Genomic DNA, 19,814 nt, shown 5'->3' with positions numbered 1-19,814 from the left:
TTGCCGTTCCTGAAAGACAATATAATTTAGATTATGCCCCTATATTGGAATCAGAAGTTATTATTCCAACTGTTATTGAGTCTTTAGTTGTGTCTGAACTTAAAGATACAAGTGCAAAATTAAAAATTAAATTAAAAGGTGATCCTGCTAACTTCGAGCGTGTTGTTAACAATCCGATTGTTTTATCTATTCAACCTGATCCAAACCAACAAACAACAAGTAAAATTCCAATTACTTTAATTACTCAATCACAAGTTACAAGATTTCAAGATAAATCAAGATTTGAAATCGAATATGATTTAGACAATTTAATCCCAAATGTTGAGTACAAAATTTTAAAACTTCAAGGTCAAGATCTTGAAATTCCTCTTGGTGAGCAAAATTACAGACTTAAATTGGAGCAACCTGGATCAGCTCAACAAAATGCTAGTTCAAGTGCGAAAATATTCAAAACTCCTTTTACTGAGCTTTCACCTGAGAGAATTATTTTAACCCAAGCACCTAGAAATTATACTAGCACAGGTGCTACTCCTAAACCTGAATATGCACCTGAGAATTTAACTCTAAATTTAGATCCAGTTCAAATGTGATCACTAAATAATAAAAGAATTAAAGTTAAATTTAAAGCTCTTGACCCTGCAGGTAAACCATTAACAACTGGTGACAATGCAGCCGAAAAAGAATACGAATTTAATGTTGAATACGATGCTAGCAAAAAAGCACTTGTTGCAAGTCTAAATAATAAAGAAGTCACCGATGCTCAAGATACTAATTTCTATCCTTCAACAACTTATAAAATTAGTCAAATTAAAACAGTTGATGCTGATGTTTCAAATCAAATTACTTTAAATCTTGATGATACCCAAGCTACTGTTCCTAACAAAAATAATCTTGAGTTTACAACTCAGTTAGCTCAACCTCCATTAGTAAAGGCCGGAATTACTAATTTCTACAATCATTCAGGAAAAGAAGACACTTTTGAACAAACTATTTACTTTGCCTTTGACGACCCTTATCGGGCAATTGATGAAGCATCAATTAAAGACTGAAAACTAATTCTTGAGGGGAGTGAGGATAAAGATAAAGGGAATAATCCTAATGATGCTTCAAGTTGAATACAAGTGGCAAAATATGAACCAAATTTTACAGATTCCTTTATTGAATTATATAATCCACGTGAACTAGCTGGACCACCAACTGAATATGAAGAAGGTCCTGAACTACAGCGACTTTTAATTCAGCAAGCTGAGGTTGACAAACAAATTCAAACAATAGAAAACGAAATAAAAAACTTTAGTCAGCAAGATGAAATTCGGATTAATTTGATCAAAGAACTTGCAACTAGTGGCAATAGGACAAATTATGAAGCTGAGCTCCGAAGACAAGGTGCCGAAATAAAAGCGGCTATTACTCAACGTTTAGAAAGATTAAGACAGCACAGACAACAACTCGACAGAATTCAAGTTTTAACAAAATATAGATCAGACGTATTTAAATCCAGTCCACACTTAACAAACCCAAACCCTTATCGTCGTTATTTTGCTTTTACTCTTAAAGGTGACGCATCTTGGTTATCATATTACAAGATGCGTGTTGCTATTCAGTATAAATATTTCAAAGACAATGAAACCCGTGAAGCATCAGAATTTTCTAAACTTATAACTAATATTAATACCAATCAAACAGCAAACAATAATACAAACACTCAAGCTTATACTAGTTCTGGTGGCACTTTTTCTGCTCAAAATAGTAGTGTGTCAAGAATTCAAACAATCGAACTTGATGATTTTGCCAAATATACAAACAGAATTTTGCTAAAAAAATCTGAAATTAAGCCACTAAACCAAATTGGCGCTTATATTGAAATGGAATTTGAAGATCCAAAAAAACTTTTAGCACCATTAAAGGATCAATTTAGCAGAGCTCAAATTAGAGGCGTAGATGATTTAGGTAGTTGAGTTGATTTATCAAGTAATATTTTTTTCAATCTTCAAACAACCTTAATTCGTGATTCAACAACGCCAACTCGACAACAATTATATAAAGTTGATGGATCGAATGATAATGGAATAAGCAACGTAATCAAATATAATAGTTTTAGGCGGGATGGAGGTACTATTTATAATCTTGATTTTGATGTAAAAGGCTATGACTATGATCTTTCCAATCCATTCGCTAGTCTTTTAACTACTCCAAATAAAGAATATATTAAGCTAACTCAACAGATCCCTAAAACTTTAGAACCAAGGCAACAACCAAAAGTCAACACGACTCATGAGAAATTTTATGCCATTAGACTAGCAAAAGTTGATGTTTCAGATACAAAAACAACAATTGGTTTAATAATCACTTATCATTGGACAAATCCTCAAGCCTTTGCTAAAAAAATTATTAGTATTTATCCAAAATTATTAAACCCAAATGATCTATGAAAACCAGAAAATCAACACAATGATTACGAACCATTAGTACCTGTTTTTTCGCCCAATGTAAATCTTACATTTATGACTTCGCCAATAATTCAAAAAGAAGATCCATATTGAGGTAACTTTTGGGCAAATCCATCCGGAAATGTTTGGCATGGATCAGAAGTTAGACAATATGATAAAAATACACAACAAGGACTAATTGTTGACGCTTTCACTAGATCGCTTTTTGAAAAAACGCATAGAGATTTTGGAACCTTAAACCATGATAAAACTTTTTTTATTGGCCCAACAGGACCTGTCAAAACTCTTATTCCTGAGAGTGGTAATAATAATCCAACTAGCGCTGATTTTAATATAGCCGGTCAAATTTATGGAACACCTTATGCTAATCGTTACATAGAAAATTTTTTAGATGATCTTTTTAAAAAACAAACTCGTCACCCTTTTGGTATAAAATCTGCTAAATACGACCCAGCCGCAAAATGACTAAGAATTCAATTTAACAATCCGGATAACAAAATTGGCTTCGGTGTAAAACTTCAGGAAATCTTACCAACTGTTTCTTATGCGACCTTTGTTGATCAAGCAGGAAAAATCTATTTGTTTGGAAATAAAAACGGAGTTCCTATCAAATTACAAGATGATATTAACGTTAATGACCAAACTCTTTGAATAAATTTAGCTCCACCTAATTGATCCGAACAAGAACTTCCAAAAGCCGGAACAAATTTAAATTTCATGGGTCTACTAGTTTTCCCTTATTTACCGCCAAACTTTACCCAAAATCCTGCATTAAGGCAAGATGTTGGTCAGAATCAATATGTTGAAAATCAACAGTATAAAAACTTTAACCCTGGTAATGGACAACCAGTCCACAAGTACCTCTTCCCAGTAAAAGGATATAATGGACTCCAAGTCGATGCTGAAAACCCTTATTTTGTCCCATGGGTATCACATGATAAAGCCTGACTTAGACTCACTTATTAATCATTATTTTTAAATAAGTAAAAGTTTATTTCAACCAATTAAAGGAGATAATTATAAAACTCAAGAAGAGTTGACGAAACTTCGATTTACAACTCCAGGTAAAAAAGGTTGGCTTACTAATTTTTCCCAAGTTCGGTGCTTGTATGAGATGAAATGACTAATGTTATTTTTCAATTTGATCGAAAGGAGACTTGAATATCTTTGAAGAAAACAAACACAAAGTTGAACTTGAAATTACCGAAGAAACTTGACCCGGCTTTTTGACGCAGGTGGGCGGTAGTTGCAACTCGCTTGATAACTAAATTTAGTTTTATTCCTGATGGTCCAATTTCACGTGTAACAATTGATAATACTAGTTCAAAAGATGCTACAAATCGAACTAGTTTAGCTCCAAATAAAACTTACGAAATTACTAAATTTACAATTAAAGAAGCTACCACTCCAGATTCGGCAAGGCGCTATCAACTCAAAAACTAATTTAAAAATTAAAGCTGTTGACGCTCAAAATCAAGCTAATCCAACAACTTGAAGTTACGGGTCAAATGGAAGTTGTCAAATTTGACTCGAGTTGAGGTCGAAAATGCTCCTCGAGATCAAAAAATTCCATTTTTTGAAACTAAAACTCAATTTGAGTATGGAAGAAGCAACTAATTTTTCTCAAGATGATATCTAGATGCCGATGGTAGATCAGCAACATTAGAATTTACTTTTAATAAACATTTTTTACAAATCCCAAGAAGTTTTGCCACAATTACTATTATTCGTTCGGATGGTAACTTCGGCAAGCGTACGTGACAGTCAGACTCCTGGGCTATTGCTGCGATCAAGCGAAATTAGTTTTATATCCGAGATCTCAATATGACCGTGACAGCAGCTGGGAAGGGTTACTTTTAAATTAACCAACCTTGATAGATTCCATACTTATGATATTAAAAATTTCGAAATCGGTGGAGTTAAGAATTGATAGTTTATTGCTGCAAGAAATCTAAAATTTACTGCGAAGCAGTTCAAAAAAATTTTCCTTGCTTGACTTAGAAGTTAAAGACTTAAAAGCTGGAATTCTTTGGAACTACAACTCAGAAATCTTGGAAGTGCGACTTACGCTCAAACTTAGCGAGGGCTTAATCCTACAAAGAGAGGATGGTTCAAAAAGTTTTTGGAAATGTAAGTCTTTATTTTGATAATGACAATTCATTTCTTCAGATGGTGCAACATTTGATGTTAAAATTAAAAATAAAAATGATAATACTGATGTAGCTACAATTACTAATCTAGCGGTAACTCAAGATCAACTAAACAAGCAACACCTTATAAAGTTGATATTGATTTAGCTACAAGGGCTCACAAATCCAACCGGGGAACCAAAATTGGCTTTGAATTTACACTCAAAAGTGTTTCAAGAGATACTGATCTTAAAGGTAGAAGACACGAGGATATTGTAGTTGCCGTTCCTGAAAGACAATATAATTTAGATTATGCTCCTATATTAGGAATCGAAGTTATTATCCCAACTGTTATTGAGTCTTTGGTTGTGTCTGAACTTAAAGACACAAGTGCAAAATTAAAAATTAAAGCAAAGAGTGATCACTGCTAGCTTCAGAGCGTGTTGTTAACAATCAATTGTTCTATCTATTCAGCTTTGATCCAAAACAAGAAACAAAAGTAAAATTCCAATTACTTTAATTACCCAATCACAAGTTACAAGATTTCCAAGATGAATCAATATTTGAAATTGAATATGAATTAGACAATTTAGTCCACAAATGTTGAGTACAAATTTCGAAACTTCAAGGTCAAGATCTTGAAATTCCTTTTGGTGAGCAAAATTACGGACTTAAATTGGAACAAAACCACGGTGGTGCATTAACTCAAGAACTAGCACAAGTGAAAAAGTATTCAAAACTCCTAAAAAGTTTATTTCAACCAATTAAAGGAGATAATTATGAAAAAAGCAAATCAAGAATACCAAAACAATAAAACAATTAACAACCATCTTAGTAAAAAATTACTTGCAAGCAGCGGTTTTTTAACCGGTGCTATTGTTTCGCTCTCGCCTTATCTTGCCAAAGTAATTACTCCAAAAACAATCTATGTCCAAAATTTTGTTGCTGACAATGTAAGTCCTAATTCAGGTGATTTTAGTTTTAAACTCCAAGGTAAAACAAAACAAGATACTGACTGGGCAAAAAAAGCTGATTTAGAACTTGTTTATATTAGTCAAAAATCGCGTTATAGTGTTAAAACTAAAGTCGAGTATGACCCAAAAACTGACACTTTCCATACTTATGCCGATAATTTGCTTGGTGGTTCAATTTATGAATTACAACTTGTAGCTCCAAACAATCCACGTTATTATTTTAGTTTTTCCAAAACATCGCAGTTTTTTTCAACTAAAAATCAAGTTGAAAAATTTAGTCATTATGATATTGAAAATGATACAATTTTAGATCTTGATTTATTTGACTCCCAAAACTTACTTGATTCAGCTAATTTAATTTTGTACTACAAAGAAATTGGTTCAAATAAAATTCTTGAAGCAAAAGGACAACTTGTTGCCAAAAATGACCAAAAACAAGCTAGTTTTGTGCTCAGAAATTTAGATCGCAATCAAAAATACGAAATTGTTGGCACAAAATATTACTTTGACGATCCTGATCAGCTTTTTGATTTGGCAATTTCGCCTTTGGCTAATCGTTATTTTGCCCCAAGTCCAATTGCTGGTAAAATTTTAAATCTTAGCCAAAAAGCCTACGGTCTAAATTCAGCTTTGCTTGAGATTTCTTTGGCTTTTGAAAACAAAAATATTAAAATTAATCCAAATGAAAAAATTAATTTAGAATATTATTACAAAGACGAATTAGACAATTTCCAATTTGGCGTTGCAAACGATGTTAGTTTAGTTGTCCAAAACAATAAAGTTTTTGCTAATTTAGATTTAAAACAAATTCCTGGGGGAACCAAATTTTGAATTTCACGAATTTGGAATAATTCTGGCTCTTTGGCAATTTCAACAAATAATAATCTTTCATTTATTTCTGCACCTGAAATTGCCCGAATTAGAACTTTTGTTGATGCGAATAATACCTCAAGTTTTGATATTAAATTCAATGACCAATCATTAATGTTAAATGGTAAAGAAGTAAAAATTAATTTCTTTGCTGATGACCAGCCAACTAAAATGCTGACAAGTTCAGCCCAAGTTGTTGGAAATAAACTATTTTCTTTGGCAAAAAATTTACCAAAAGAAAAACACTTTACAATTTCATCACTTGAAATTGTTGAAAATGCCACAAATTTTGACGAAAACGGTCAGCCTCAGACTAGCCAAATTTTCTTTGCTCAAAATTTTGACCAAAAACAGAAAAAGTTCTTTACTAATGCAACAAGTGCAATGGTTGAATCAGTGGTTGTTGACCGAATTAGCGAAGATCAAAGCCGTGTTAGCATGATTCTTGACTCAGTTGATGATTTTATTAAAGATAAAATTGCAACACTATACTTTAAAGTAGCCGGATCAAGTAATTTAATTAAATCTCAGGCACAAGCTTTTAGTATTAATGGTAATAAATTGGTTCTTAGTTGGGATTTAATTAATCTTGAGCCCGGAACTAATTATTTAATTGACTCAGTCGGAATTGCTGATTCTACAAACGAATTTGTTAATAAATTATTTTTAAATTTTGGTCCTAATATTAGCACAAATAAACTAACCTGAACTACCCGTCCGGCTGTTAGCTCAATTACTTATACAACAAAATCTGACACTGCAGTTGAACTTAATATTGCCTTTAAAAATATTCTAGAGTCACTAAAAAAAGCAAAAATAACTTACAAAGAACTAATACTAGGCGGGACTTCTAAGACTATTGATGCAATTATTGAAAATAATTCAATAATTGCCAATTTGCCAGTAAATTCGCTATCAAAGGGACAAAACTATTTAATTGAAAAAATTGAAGTTGAAGACTATAAGTCATCAAAAGGTGATTCAGATATTCTCGCAGTTTCAAAAACAATAACTCCGGCTCAAAAAATATTTGGTGTTCATGCTCCTTTGGTTTTAACTAAAATTGAAAATCTTGCTGAGCAACAAACAAGTGCCAAACTAAAAGTAACTTTTAGTCCTGAGACAATTAAGGCAATTGGAAATGACAAAGTAAAAATTTACTATTCTCTTGCAGGTTCATCAAAACTTTTATCAGCTTTTGCAGAGCAAACTAATACTGGCCAAAATGCTGATAATTCTTTAACTTTTGAGCTAAAAGATCTTGAAATCGGGTCAAAATACAATATTAATTCGATTGTTCTTACAAAAGAAGTTGAACTAAACCAAGATACAAACAGAGTACTTACCGAAAGAAATATTTTATTTGGCGATGCTGATCACAAATTTGACTCAAGTCAGTCTTCATTTTTCACTCAGAGTGCAATTATTGAAGTAGGGTATGATAACTCTTACGAGCAGCGTGTAATTGCTACTTTCATTTTAGCTGATGCAAAAGGTGTCTATAATGGTAAGACAGCAACACTTAAATACCGTCTAAAAGCAAAAAATGGCGATGAGAATTTAGCTACAAGTGCTAACTTTAAAGAAGGAAAAATTAGTGCAAAAGTAAATAGTGCTCGTATTTTATTTGATATTACTGACCTATACAAACAAGGTCTTTATGAAATAGATAAAAACTCACTCGAGCTTGAAGATACAACCCCTCAGGCTGTTGCTGTTCAGACAGGAGCTCGTGTTCGTCGTTCCCTTACTCAATTTGCCGACACTAATACTAGTGCAGTTTTAATTCCTTTTAAAGATAATTTACTTGACTCACACGAGAAAAGTCAATTTCAAACTATTCCAAAAACTGCTAATGTTACAAAAATTCAGCTAATAAATCGAACTAAAAACACCGCTCAATTTGAAGTTGAATTTGGCAAAGATTTTCCAAATCAAGCAAACGGGCAAGCTACCACCGAAAAGCTTGATGATTTTCTTAACAAAAACAAACTCAAAGTTCGTTTTAAAAAATATGGTGGCGAGCAACAAGAACAAATTGTTGAAGCAAAAACTAATGTTGACAGCCAAAAAACAACTTTTGAGCTTCAAAATCTAGAAAACGGTCAGCAATATGTAATTCTTGGCTTTGAACAAGTCCAAGATGATACTAGTCCACAAAGCACACCAAAAGTTGATATTTATTTAGATGATCTTGATTTTTATAAAGACCAAATAATCGCAACTGCAGCAGTAATTAAAAAAATTGAATTTGATACTGAAGTTGAAACCCAAGCTCGTCTTCGACTTGAGCTCAAAGATGATGGAAGATATACTGCCGGTAAAAAATTAATTGTTGAGTTAGAAAAAATTGGCGGAGCTAGTGGTGCTCAAGGTCAAGGTCAAACTCAAGCTCAAAATAATTTAGTCTTAAGTGGAACAAGTCTTAATGGGATTTATGATTTTACCTTTTTAAATTTAGAAAAGGCAACAAAATACAAAATTAAATCAGTTAAATTTGAAAAAGAAGTTGCTCCTGCTGCTAATTCTGGTGTTGCAACTTTTGCTTCAAGACGTTCTAAGCGTAGTTTAGATCCAGTTTTAGTTAATGTTGACTCCCAAAGCGGAGTTCAAGAAGAAGAAATTGATCTACTTGAAACTGATACAGATTTAGAAGCCAAAAAATCATTTGTTACAACAGCTAAGACTGCAAAAATTGTCAAAATTGAAACTGAGTCAATTCAGACAACTTCTTTAAATGTTAAACTTACTCTTGACAATATTGATGACTATTTAGGTCAAAAACAAATTGAGCTTAGCTATAAAAATTTATCAACCCAAGCAAGCCAAACCGAACAAGTTCAAGCAACTGTTAATGCAACAGATAAAACAATTACATTTAATTTAAGCAATTTATCTCCAGGAGATAAATATGAAATTGAAAATATTAAGCTAAAAGACGAGTCAACTCAAGTACGAAATGAACTTGATCTAAAAAAACAAGAATTTAAATTTGAATTTGATAACTCACCAAATACTCAGGCTGGTTTTGAAAAACAATTTTTCTCACCAAGACCAAGTTTAGCCCAAATTAAGCCAATTTCAACTTCTGAGACTTCTGTTCAAATTAATGTTAAATTAAATGACAATGGTGCTAATTGAAATAATAAATTTTTACAAATTAAGATTAAGTCAAAGGGTAACCAAGTACCTCAGCCTCAAATTCCAACTGTTTATAGTGCCGAAATAATCAACGGAAATGCCGTTTTTGACATTAGTGGTTTAGAAAAAGCTGGCCAATACGAAATTGAAGAGCTAAAAGTTCTTGATAGCTTGCCAACTCAAGTTCAACCTAACCAAATTCAAGGCGGAGAAAAAGTTGATGGCTTTGATGGTGCTGCTGCTGGTCAACCAGGTACCCAACCTACCCAACCAGATCAAAAAGTAACTAAAGAATTTGTACTTGATGCTGAATCAGCAACCATTACTGATATTAGTTATAAATCTGATAATACAAGTGCTGATATTAGAGTTAGTTTTGCCCAAAATGAGCAATTTTTATACCAAAGTAGTGCTAATACAAAAAGAAAACTTCAGTTTACTTTCCAAGATAGTCAAACTGGTCAACAAGTAACTACCGAACAAGAATTTGGAACCAATAATCAAGGCGCAAAGCCAACAATTGACCTTAGTCTTGATTCAGTTAGCCCTGGAAACTTATATGTTCTTACAAAAGTAGAAGATATAACCCCTGAAGTTGAAGGCGGGCCAAAAAGACTAAAAACTTTCAAATTTAGCGACCCTCAGACATCCCAAGGAACCCAAGGAGCCCAAAATCAAGCAACTCCTGAAGTTCTATCAAAACTTTATTTTGCAACTAAGCCAGAAGTAATTGCTTATTCAATTGATAAAATTTCTGAGACAAAATATCTTGCTAACTTTACAATTAGAGACCCGTTAGCCGGAAGAGAAATTACAAATGGTGGATTTGAAGGTCGTGATGTTGAAATAAAACTACAAAAAATGTTTGAGCCAGACGGAACAGACCTTCAAAATCGGACAGTTTATAATGTTACACAAAAAGCAAAAATTAAAAACTCTAAATTTAGTTTTGAACTTGACAATCTAGAAAAAAATGCTATTTATAAAGTCTTAAGTCTAACTTGAGCTGATATAAAACAAACAACTTCTGCCACAGTTCCTGCCGCAACTCTGTTCGAAGCTGATCCAACTACAAAAACTACTCCAAGCACACAACAAAAGTTTTCAGATTTTGCAATTAAAGTTAGCGACCCAGGAACAAATTCGCAAATTGAAGGAAATGTTACTGGAAATGGTCAAATTCAATTTGGTGATGAATTCACCATTAGACCTGAATCAGCAAAAGTTGCAAAAATTGAAATAGATGACAAAAAAGTTGATAGTGCAACAATTACTTTAACTTTTGATAAAACTGATGAGTATTTAAAACATGCTGATTATAAAGATAAGTTAGAGTTAGTTTATTACCAAACTGGTTCAACTGTTGAAAAAACTGCCCCATTAACTCTTGATAATTCAACTGCAAACGAAGTTAAATTTAAAGCTGAACTAACTAACCTTGAAAAAGGTACCGGATTTCGTGTTTTAGGAATCAAACAAAAAGATTCTACTACTGGTTCAAGACGTCGCCGAAGCACAACTTCAGCTAAAGCATTAAATTTTGTTTTTGATACAAAAGTAACCGAGGACAACAAAAAGTTTGCTACCTTACCAATTGTTAATTCAATTTTACAGTTCCGTAATGATACAAACCCTGAAAATTATGATTTTATTTTAAATCTTAAAGATACAGGGGATGTATTTAAACAAACTCAAGCCGGTCAATCAATAAAAGCAAAAATTCAGTTTAAAAAAGTTGTTGATGGTAATGAGGCAAAAGACACAATCCAAGAAGTATTAGCAACACTACAAAACACTTCTGCAACAAGCAGGCAAGCTAAAAAGTCAGGAGACGAGTCAATTCAAGACAGCACAACATTCAAATTTACTCTTAGTGGTCTTGATCCTTTTGCTCAATATTACATAACAAAAATTGCTTATGACACAAATAATCAATTAGATAGTGTTTTAACTACTAAGACCGAAACTGATGGTGATCAAAACTCAGGACTCTTTAATTTCTCACCTCAAGCTGAAGAAAAACGGGCATTTTTAACTTACCCTGCAAAAGTAGATGTTAAGTCAATTGAAATTCAACCTGATTTTAATCAAAATAATGCAAAACTAACAATTAAATTTGATCCAAAATTCAAAGCCTTTCTTGAAACACACCAAAAAATTAAAGTCAACTATAAAAGTCCAAAAGGTTTAGGTCAAAGTGTTGAAATTGACAAAAACAGTTTTAATTCAACACTAAATACAACCGGTTCAGAACCCACTGTTGAAGTAACAATTAATAATATTAATGAACCAGGAAAATATGTTGTTGAATCACTTGATTTTCTTAACGAAGATTTAAAAGCTTCTCCTTTGTTGTCAGGTCTTGAAGTTCCACCAATTGCAATTAAAGAATCAGTTACTATTGCAAAACGTAGTTTTTATACAAATACAAAAATAATTGCAATCCGTAAAAAAGCAATTTCAGAAACAAGTGCAACAATTGAATTAGTAATTGAAGATCCAAATGGTTCATTTATTGGTAAGGCTGTAAAAGGAACTTTTACATATAATACTAACCAAACAATGGAAGTAGAAGGCACAATTATTGCTGATGAAATTGAAAAAACTTCAAAAGTTGTCTTCCAATTAAAAGGTCTTGACAAAAATACTGACTATAGTATTGCTTCATTAGTTTTTGATCAAGCCCAAAATCAAAATCCAGCAACCCTTGGCGGTGCTCAGACTCAATTCCAAAATCAGCAAAATATTGAATTTGACGACCAAAAAATCCAAGAAAATGCTCAGCAGGATTCAGGTCAACAAACTCCAGGCCAAGAAAAACAATTTAAAACAACTTTTGAATCTGCAACAGCCTTAGGAATTACTTATCAATTAGATAAGGGGCGAAACGGTAAGCCTTGGCAAAAAGCAAAAGTTAGAGTATTTTTCGCAAGTCAAGACAAACCACTTGAAGAAAAATCAACAAGACTAAAATTAGTTTATAGATCTTCAAAACAAGGAATTTCTAATACAACAACAACTTCTGTTCAGTCAAGGTTAGTACAAACTCAAGGCAACAATACCCAAGGTTGACTAAACAATCAACCTGACCGTGCTCATTATTATTATGAATTTGATCTTGATAATTTAGATGCAGGAGCACAATATACAATAATTGGTCTTGAAGATGAAGCCCAACAAATTAAAATTATTGTTCCTGATCCTAATGCCCCAGTTGCTGTTAATTTTTCTTCTCAACCAAGTGTCCAGTCTTCATTTAGTTTTAATACTGCCCCACTGATTACAAAAATGACTTATGTTCCTAGTGAAACAAGTATTAAACTAAATTTAGCTGTTGAAAACTCACAAAAATTAGACTTTAGCAATCATAGAGCTATTATTAAATATAAAAAGCTTCGTAGAAATAACTTTAAATATGGTTGGTGAGATCCAACAACGGCTAGTGCTACTGATCCATCTTCAACCGAAAATATTGATTCAGTCACAGTTAGAGTGCCTCAAAGACAACCAAGTGCAGCAGTTCAAACCCAACAAGAAAGTGAAGAAAATTTCGGAATTACCTTTTTAGAATTTGAACTAGGTGGGCTTCAAAAAGGTAATTGATACTTAATTGAAGAAATTAGTCTTGTGGCTAAAGGCCAAGCTACTACACCATTAAGTCTTTATATTGACAAAGAAAAATTGCAACCTCTTGACAAAAGAGTAGAAACATCTGAGGCAGAAAAATGACAGACAATTGTCAATACAACAGTTGAAACAACAACAATTAGAAGTGTAACAAGTTCAACGACAAGAGGTTCAAATATAACTGTAAACCGCCAAAGAAGAAACACTCCAGAACTTACAAGCGGTTATTTCCAAATTGAACTTGACAATGGCGATTGAACCTTTTTAAGAGATAAATATAATATTCAACTAGAGCTTGAATCAGTTGAAGGAAGAGTTTTTTATACTGAATCAAAACAAATAGAAGAATCAAGTGCACCTCAAACTGGTTCTAGACTTGGTAATAAAAGGCAAATTGTTCTTGAGGCCAAAGGTCTTATTCCAGGAGATAAATATACAATTAGAAATTATATATTTAACCTAAAAGAAGGTGTTCAGAATCAATATGCTGTTCGTTTACCACAAAAATTAAAAGTAACTCCGCCTGCTAATGCAAGAATTGACTTAAAAACTAAAAATGCAATTAAGGCAATTAAATATGAGACTGTCTCAGAAGGCCAAACTAATGTTGATGTTGAATTTTACAACAATAACGGTGAGCTAAATAATAAGACTTTGGAACTAGAAGCACAAATTGATGAACAATTCGGAAATAAATATATTCCAACTAGTTGAAGAGATACTGATAAAAAAGTATCTACTACACAAAGGCTAAGTCAATCTGGTGGTCAAAAAGTTTCAAGTGTTCAATTTGTCGTTAATCAAGGTCTTAAAAAAGCAAAACAATATATTATTAAGTCAATTAAAGATAAATCAATAGGATCTGGAACCCCTATCACCTTTGACACCCCAATTAGTAACGAAAGTGCATTACAACGTAAGTTTTACTCAACAGCTGAAAACACTAAATTAATTAAAACCGAAATTAAAGACGTAACAACCGATTCAGCAACAATTACGCTAGAATTTGACCAAAATGATGCTTTCTTAAAAGACGATCTTGTTACCTTGTATCTTGAAAAAGGTGATGATCAGTCTCAATCAATTGGTGCTACAACTACTATTACTAATTCAAATACCAGTGGACAAGATAAACTACAAGCTACCTTTAGATTCTTAAATATCCTCGAGCCTGGAAGAAAATACAAAATTAATGCCTTGACATCAAAAACTGTCAATCTTAAAGTCGATGAGTCTCAAAAAGCTCAAAATCCTAATTTAACTCAAGGTTGAAGTTTTGGCACTGTTGGTTCAAGTACTTCAAGTACTTCAAGTACTTCAAGTACTTCAAGTTCTGCTAGTTCTTCTTCAGCCGGGCAAGGGCAAGGAAATAACCAAGTTATTCTTGATTTTATTACTCAACCTTTAATAACAAATATTGTTAAAACACAAATTAATGATAATGATGCTACAATCGAACTTGAAGGTTGAACTAAAGACCTCCAAGATGCTGGCTTTAGTCCTAAATTCACTGTTACTGAGAAAAATCCTACACAGCCAGCTCAACCACAGCAACAACCCGCCGGAACTGGTACAACTAATAGCAGTACCAAAGAGGGACGTAAAGAAACTTCTAACCCTCCTGATGATAATAAAATCACCTTTAAAGTTGAGGGTCTTGAACAATTTACTGAGTATAATGATATAACTCTAAAACTAGAAAAAGGTACTGCTGGAGCTGGAGGTGCTGCCGGAACTACCACCTCCCAAAACCAACTCAGTCAAGATTTAACTGTTGCATTTGCTCCCGAAATTGCCTCAGGGGCAAAAAAAGATTTACAAGAGTTTCGAACAACAGCTAAAAAATTAAATTTAGCTGATATTGGTGCATTGGAACTTAAACCAATTTCAACCACAACTGTAAATCTTAGTGTAAAACTAAAAGATCAAAAACAAGCTGATTCGATTGCTGATGTTCCTTTTATAGTATCATATAAAAAAGTCTTTCCTCCTATTGGTAATGATTTAACAATTGATTCAAATTCAAATCCAGTTTTAATTGATCCAGAAACTCGAACTTTAACTTTTAATATTCCAAATCTTGAACCAGGAGCAATTTATAAGGTAACCGAAATTATTCCTTATGATCAAACAATTAAAGATAGTCATAAAATTGAAAACTTTGAACATAGTGAGCAACTGCTAAAATATCTTAAAGATGTTGAAGGCTTGCCGGTTAAAAATAATGGAAGTGGAAGTAGCGGTAAACAAGATACAATTTATTTTGCTCCGCTTAATGTACCTGTTAGTCTGGAGTCAGCTTGATCTCACCCACTTAGATATGATTATTATGAAGGTGAGCAAGTCTATGTTCGATTTAACGAACAAGCCGGAACTGCAATAACTATGGATTGGCTCAAACAAAATCTTGAAGTTGAATTGATACCTCATAGAACTCATCAAAATCTCAATGTTCTAAACCAACAACCAGTTAAAAAGGACTTAAGTAGGGTAACCAACTACATTCAACAACCAAAAGGTCATTTTAATAATGATGTTGTCTTATCAGACTTAAAATGAGATCCTCAAAGAGTAACGGCAACATTTAAACTTCAGCCAAAAACTTTAAAATCAATTGTTGGTGCTCAAATTAAAGTCACAATGAAGGATATAAATAACTATCAAATTGATCCTAGCAAACAAGATCAAACCAAAGGTAGCGGTAATGGTACTCAAAGTACTCAAACTGGTCAGGGTGGTCAGCCTAAATCCCAGTCAATAACATTTAGACTTCAATCAAGTGCGGCGATTGTTACCCCAACTAATGTTGACTATATGAATCCAGGACTAATTGGCTTTAGTTATTCAATTTATGACCCGCTTGATTTGATTCAAAAAACTGGAAAAGATTACAATCCTTTTGGCGAATTCCCGCATTTAACACCTTATGATGAACAGGATTGACTAAAAGTTGTTATTAATAAACAACCTACTAGCTCAATTAGTAGTAAGCAAATTGGTGTCCCTGATAGTCAAATTTTTAATAACCCAAGATGGGATGCTGGAGGACCCGTCCAAGATATTGAAGTTCCTGAAGAGCCAGTTGCAATTAGAACAAAAACTGATGTCGGCTTTGGAATAAAATATGTGACTCTTTATTGAAGAATTAATACTGATTTAGGAACTTTTAGTCTCCCTGCAAAGTTTAGAAATGCTAAACCACTTTGATATCCAGCTGGTAAAGTTGTTAATTTACCAATATCACTGCAATTCAAAAACCCAGATATAACTAGTCCGGCTTCAACTTATTCTTTTGTTCTTAATTCGCCTTATGCTACCCCAGGTCATATAATGCCTTATGCAAGAACCGCTGCCCCTCATGATGCTTTATCGATAGTAGGATCCGGAGTTAATTTTCATACTCTTTGGAAACCGAATTGAGGACCTCAACCTAATAATATTCATTTAATTCCTCGAATCAATAAGTTCCCAAAAAACATTTCGAAAGTATTTTGATCAGCACCTTCGGTTGAATGAACAACAAATGATTCGGTTCTTAATAGCATTTTCTATTTAAATAGAGCAATACCACGACTAGGTCAAAGTAACCAAAATTGGTTACAGATAGTAACCGGTGATAAATTTACAAAATACACCCCCGGCTATAGTTGAAAAATCCTCTCTGTTGATAATAAACAGGGTCATGTTACCAACCCAACTCTAAGAAAACACGATTTCAACTGAGATTTTCCTAACCAAACAACTATTTCTTATTCTTTTTCAAACGAAGATCATAAATCTTCTTGAATAATCTCCATTACTGGTCCTAATGGCGAACCTCTATTATACGACCCAATTAATTACTATGCAATGTTAGGTCCATTCAAACCACCTGAATTACCTGAATAATTTTAATAATATAAACAAAAGAAAAAAGAACAGCAGACATGCTGTTCTTTTAAATTAATTTTAAAATTATCTTCGTTTTTATAAAGTTCAATAATACCTTTCAATAGATTATCTTATCAAACCGTGAAATTAGCGTAAAATGCTTGGTCTAAGAAAAAAATATGTTATAATCACCTCAACTAAGAATAATTAATAAATTTTGACATTAGAATTAAGGAGGGATTAAATATGTTTTTTGCCTAAAAAAATCAAATAAGCAAATTTTGAACTATGTTTTAAAATATTGCATAATACATTAAAATCAACCTTTTACAAAAAAAAAAAAAAAAATGCTTGGTCTAAAAAAAATTTATGTTACAATTAGATTCACTAAGAATAATTAATAAATTTTGATATTGAATTAAGGGGGAATTGGTTATGTTTTTTGTCTAAGAAAATCAGATATTGCGAATTTTCCATTATGTTTTTAAATATGATGGATTGCCATAAATTTAACCATTTAGAAATCTATAAATTTATGGCTTTTGGTTATGGCTCTTTCAAAACTTCATATGTTTTTTTAGGCTCGCTACAAATAAAAACGAGTTTTCTATTTAAATTGAGTTTAAATAGCAGTTGTATTTTTTATGATTTTTATCAGTGTTTTGAACTAAAAAAGTAGTTTAGAAATTTTATAATTTTGTTTTTTAGGCTAAAATTTTAGCTTTTTTAGTTTGCTTTATTTGACTGTTAAGTAGATTTTTCTTTCGTAATGGTTATATTTCAAAAATTTTTTACTAAAAATTTTTTTTGTGTTATAATTATCATGAATAACAAAAAATCATTAATGAATTTTTAGATATATTGTTCATTCAAAACTTAACCCTTTGCTAATCATTTATTCTTAGGAGCCGTTCTTTTGAACTTTCATTTCCTTTAATTTAGAAGTTTAAAAATTTGAATCTAAATTAATAGTAATCCTTTTTTGTTGTATAATTATAGTGTAAATCTTATGTTACTTTGGATCAGTACTCAAGAGGCTTAAGAGGATATGTTGGAAACGTATTAGGGGTTCAAAAAAACCCGCGCAGGTTCAAATCCTGTCTGATCCGCCATATAAGCTCTCGTGGTGAAATTGGTATACACGTTAGATTGAGGTTCTAATCCGGAAACGGGTGCAAGTTCAAGTCTTGTCGAGAGCACCATATAATAAATTAATTTTTTAAGCTCAAAAAAAGCCACTTAAATAAATAAGTGGCTTTTTTTGTTTAAATAGATTTTTTACCTACTATTTTCTAAAAATTTCAAATTAATTATCAATAATCACTAGACGGTCTATAAGTTCGCTAATGAGTCCTTGAGTTAAATCGATTAATGAAATAATAGCGCCAGCATTTGAAAGAACACTTGAAGCTAATAATGCTGGTCTAACAGTTGTTTGTATTTTTCTAACACTATTTGCAAGAGTTAAAACTCCTCGAAGTCATTTGTTAACGCTTCCTGCAATACCAATTGCATTTGCATGGCTCGCCATTTGTCCTTTGATTTTATCGCTAATATCAAAAGGAGCTTTTTGTAGTTGATCATAAAGTTCTTTGTATTTTGCTGAAAGATAACTAAGCATTGAGCCTGCCGCACCAGCTGAAACAGCAGCAACAAAATTAAGAGCAAAACCATAAGCCACAGCAAGTCCAAAATTTATTGCTGCAAATGAAGCAGTTTTTACATGTGACCTTCATACTCCGGCTGAATATCTATTATAAGTATCATTGTTTTGTGGAACTCCGGAGGCTGGAACTCTGCGAAAGCTTATTTTTCTAGGATCTCAAGGGAATGGAACATTACCCATAGATCAACGGTTTTGTGGTTTGTATTTGTATGAAAATGTTACTGCTGGCATTTTGACTTTGTGTTGATATTGTTTTTTTAATTGGTCATAATTAATGCCTTTTGTAGCTAAAGTGTCTTTTGCAAGTTTTTCAAGATTTGCCCTTGGATTCGCTTTTACTTTATTAATAAAATTATTGAAATCTTTTTTAAATCTACCAAGATTGCCAATTTTTCGTGCTTCCTGGTCAACATCTTGAACATTTAAAAAATTAACGCTAGAATTTTGCTCTAATTGGCTAATAACGTTATTAGCTTCTAAATCTAAAAAGTTGTTAAATTCTTCATTATAAACTAGACTTGTTGAATCTTTTTGATGCCAATTTTTCTGGGAAATAACTGAAATTACTGGAACACTAATTAACAAGCTAGCAAATGTTAAATTGGTTAATGGACTTAGACCAATAATTTTTTTAATATTTTTGTTATTTATTTTCATAAATCACCCCATTTCTTTGAAGTAAAAAAATTTACTATATCCTTATTATATAGTAAATTTTTGTTTTCAAATTTTTTTCTTTGTTTCTTTTTTTCCCGAGTTTGTCAGTTTGATGGCAAAAATTCACTTTTTAGTGAATATGAATATGCAAAAATACCCGTAAATCCGTGATTTTTGAGACTAAAATTTTAATTTTTACTATTTTAAAATAAGCTTAGCAAAAAAAAAAAAAAATGCTTGGTCTAAAAAAAATTTCTGTTATAATTACACACACTAAGAATAATTAATAAATTTGGATTTTAGAATTAAGGGGGATTTAGTTATGTTTTTGTCGTAAAAAAATCAGACAGCGTGACTTTTCTGTCATATTTTTAAATATGATGCAATGCCTTAAATTTAACCGTTTAGAAATCTTCAAATTTAAGGCTTT

Annotated in this window: 4 protein-coding genes and 2 tRNA genes; 5 read left to right on the top strand and 1 reads right to left on the bottom strand. The window is 32.2% G+C overall.

Annotated features, from left to right (window positions below; genetic code table 4):
• Positions 1-44: 44 nt before the first annotated feature.
• The 5 genes from PWA39_RS02360 to PWA39_RS02340 all read left to right on the top strand — a co-directional run bounded on the left by PWA39_RS02360 (position 45) and on the right by PWA39_RS02340 (position 18,263).
• Positions 45-3,416 (top strand): hypothetical protein, encoded by a 3,372-nt coding sequence (locus PWA39_RS02360; protein WP_274827412.1) that lies wholly within the window; start codon positions 45-47, stop codon positions 3,414-3,416.
• Between the two features lie 201 nt (positions 3,417-3,617).
• A complete protein-coding gene (locus PWA39_RS02355; RefSeq protein WP_274827411.1) occupies positions 3,618-3,893 on the top strand; it encodes a hypothetical protein in 276 nt (91 codons plus the stop codon).
• A 1,465-nt stretch (positions 3,894-5,358) separates the two neighbouring features.
• On the top strand, positions 5,359-17,079 hold the full coding sequence (locus tag PWA39_RS02350; RefSeq protein ID WP_274827410.1) for a DUF1410 domain-containing protein: 11,721 nt from the start codon (positions 5,359-5,361) through the stop codon (positions 17,077-17,079).
• 1,001 nt (positions 17,080-18,080) lie between these two features.
• Positions 18,081-18,173, top strand: a tRNA-Ser gene (locus tag PWA39_RS02345).
• Positions 18,174-18,178: 5 nt separating this feature from the next.
• Positions 18,179-18,263, top strand: a tRNA-Leu gene (locus PWA39_RS02340).
• Positions 18,264-18,367: 104 nt separating this feature from the next.
• On the opposite strand, the gene PWA39_RS02335 is transcribed toward PWA39_RS02340, so the two are convergent.
• On the bottom strand, positions 18,368-19,384 hold the full coding sequence (locus PWA39_RS02335) for a hypothetical protein (protein WP_069099628.1): 1,017 nt from the start codon (positions 19,382-19,384) through the stop codon (positions 18,368-18,370).
• Positions 19,385-19,814 lie beyond the last annotated feature (430 nt).

It is taken from the genome of Mesomycoplasma ovipneumoniae ATCC 29419, from assembly GCF_028885435.1.
GTDB classification, from domain to species: Bacteria; Bacillota_I; Bacilli_A; order Mycoplasmatales; family Metamycoplasmataceae; genus Mesomycoplasma; species Mesomycoplasma ovipneumoniae.
The sequence above is the reverse complement of the archived record's forward strand: the minus strand, read 5'-3'. Positions and strand labels throughout refer to the sequence as shown.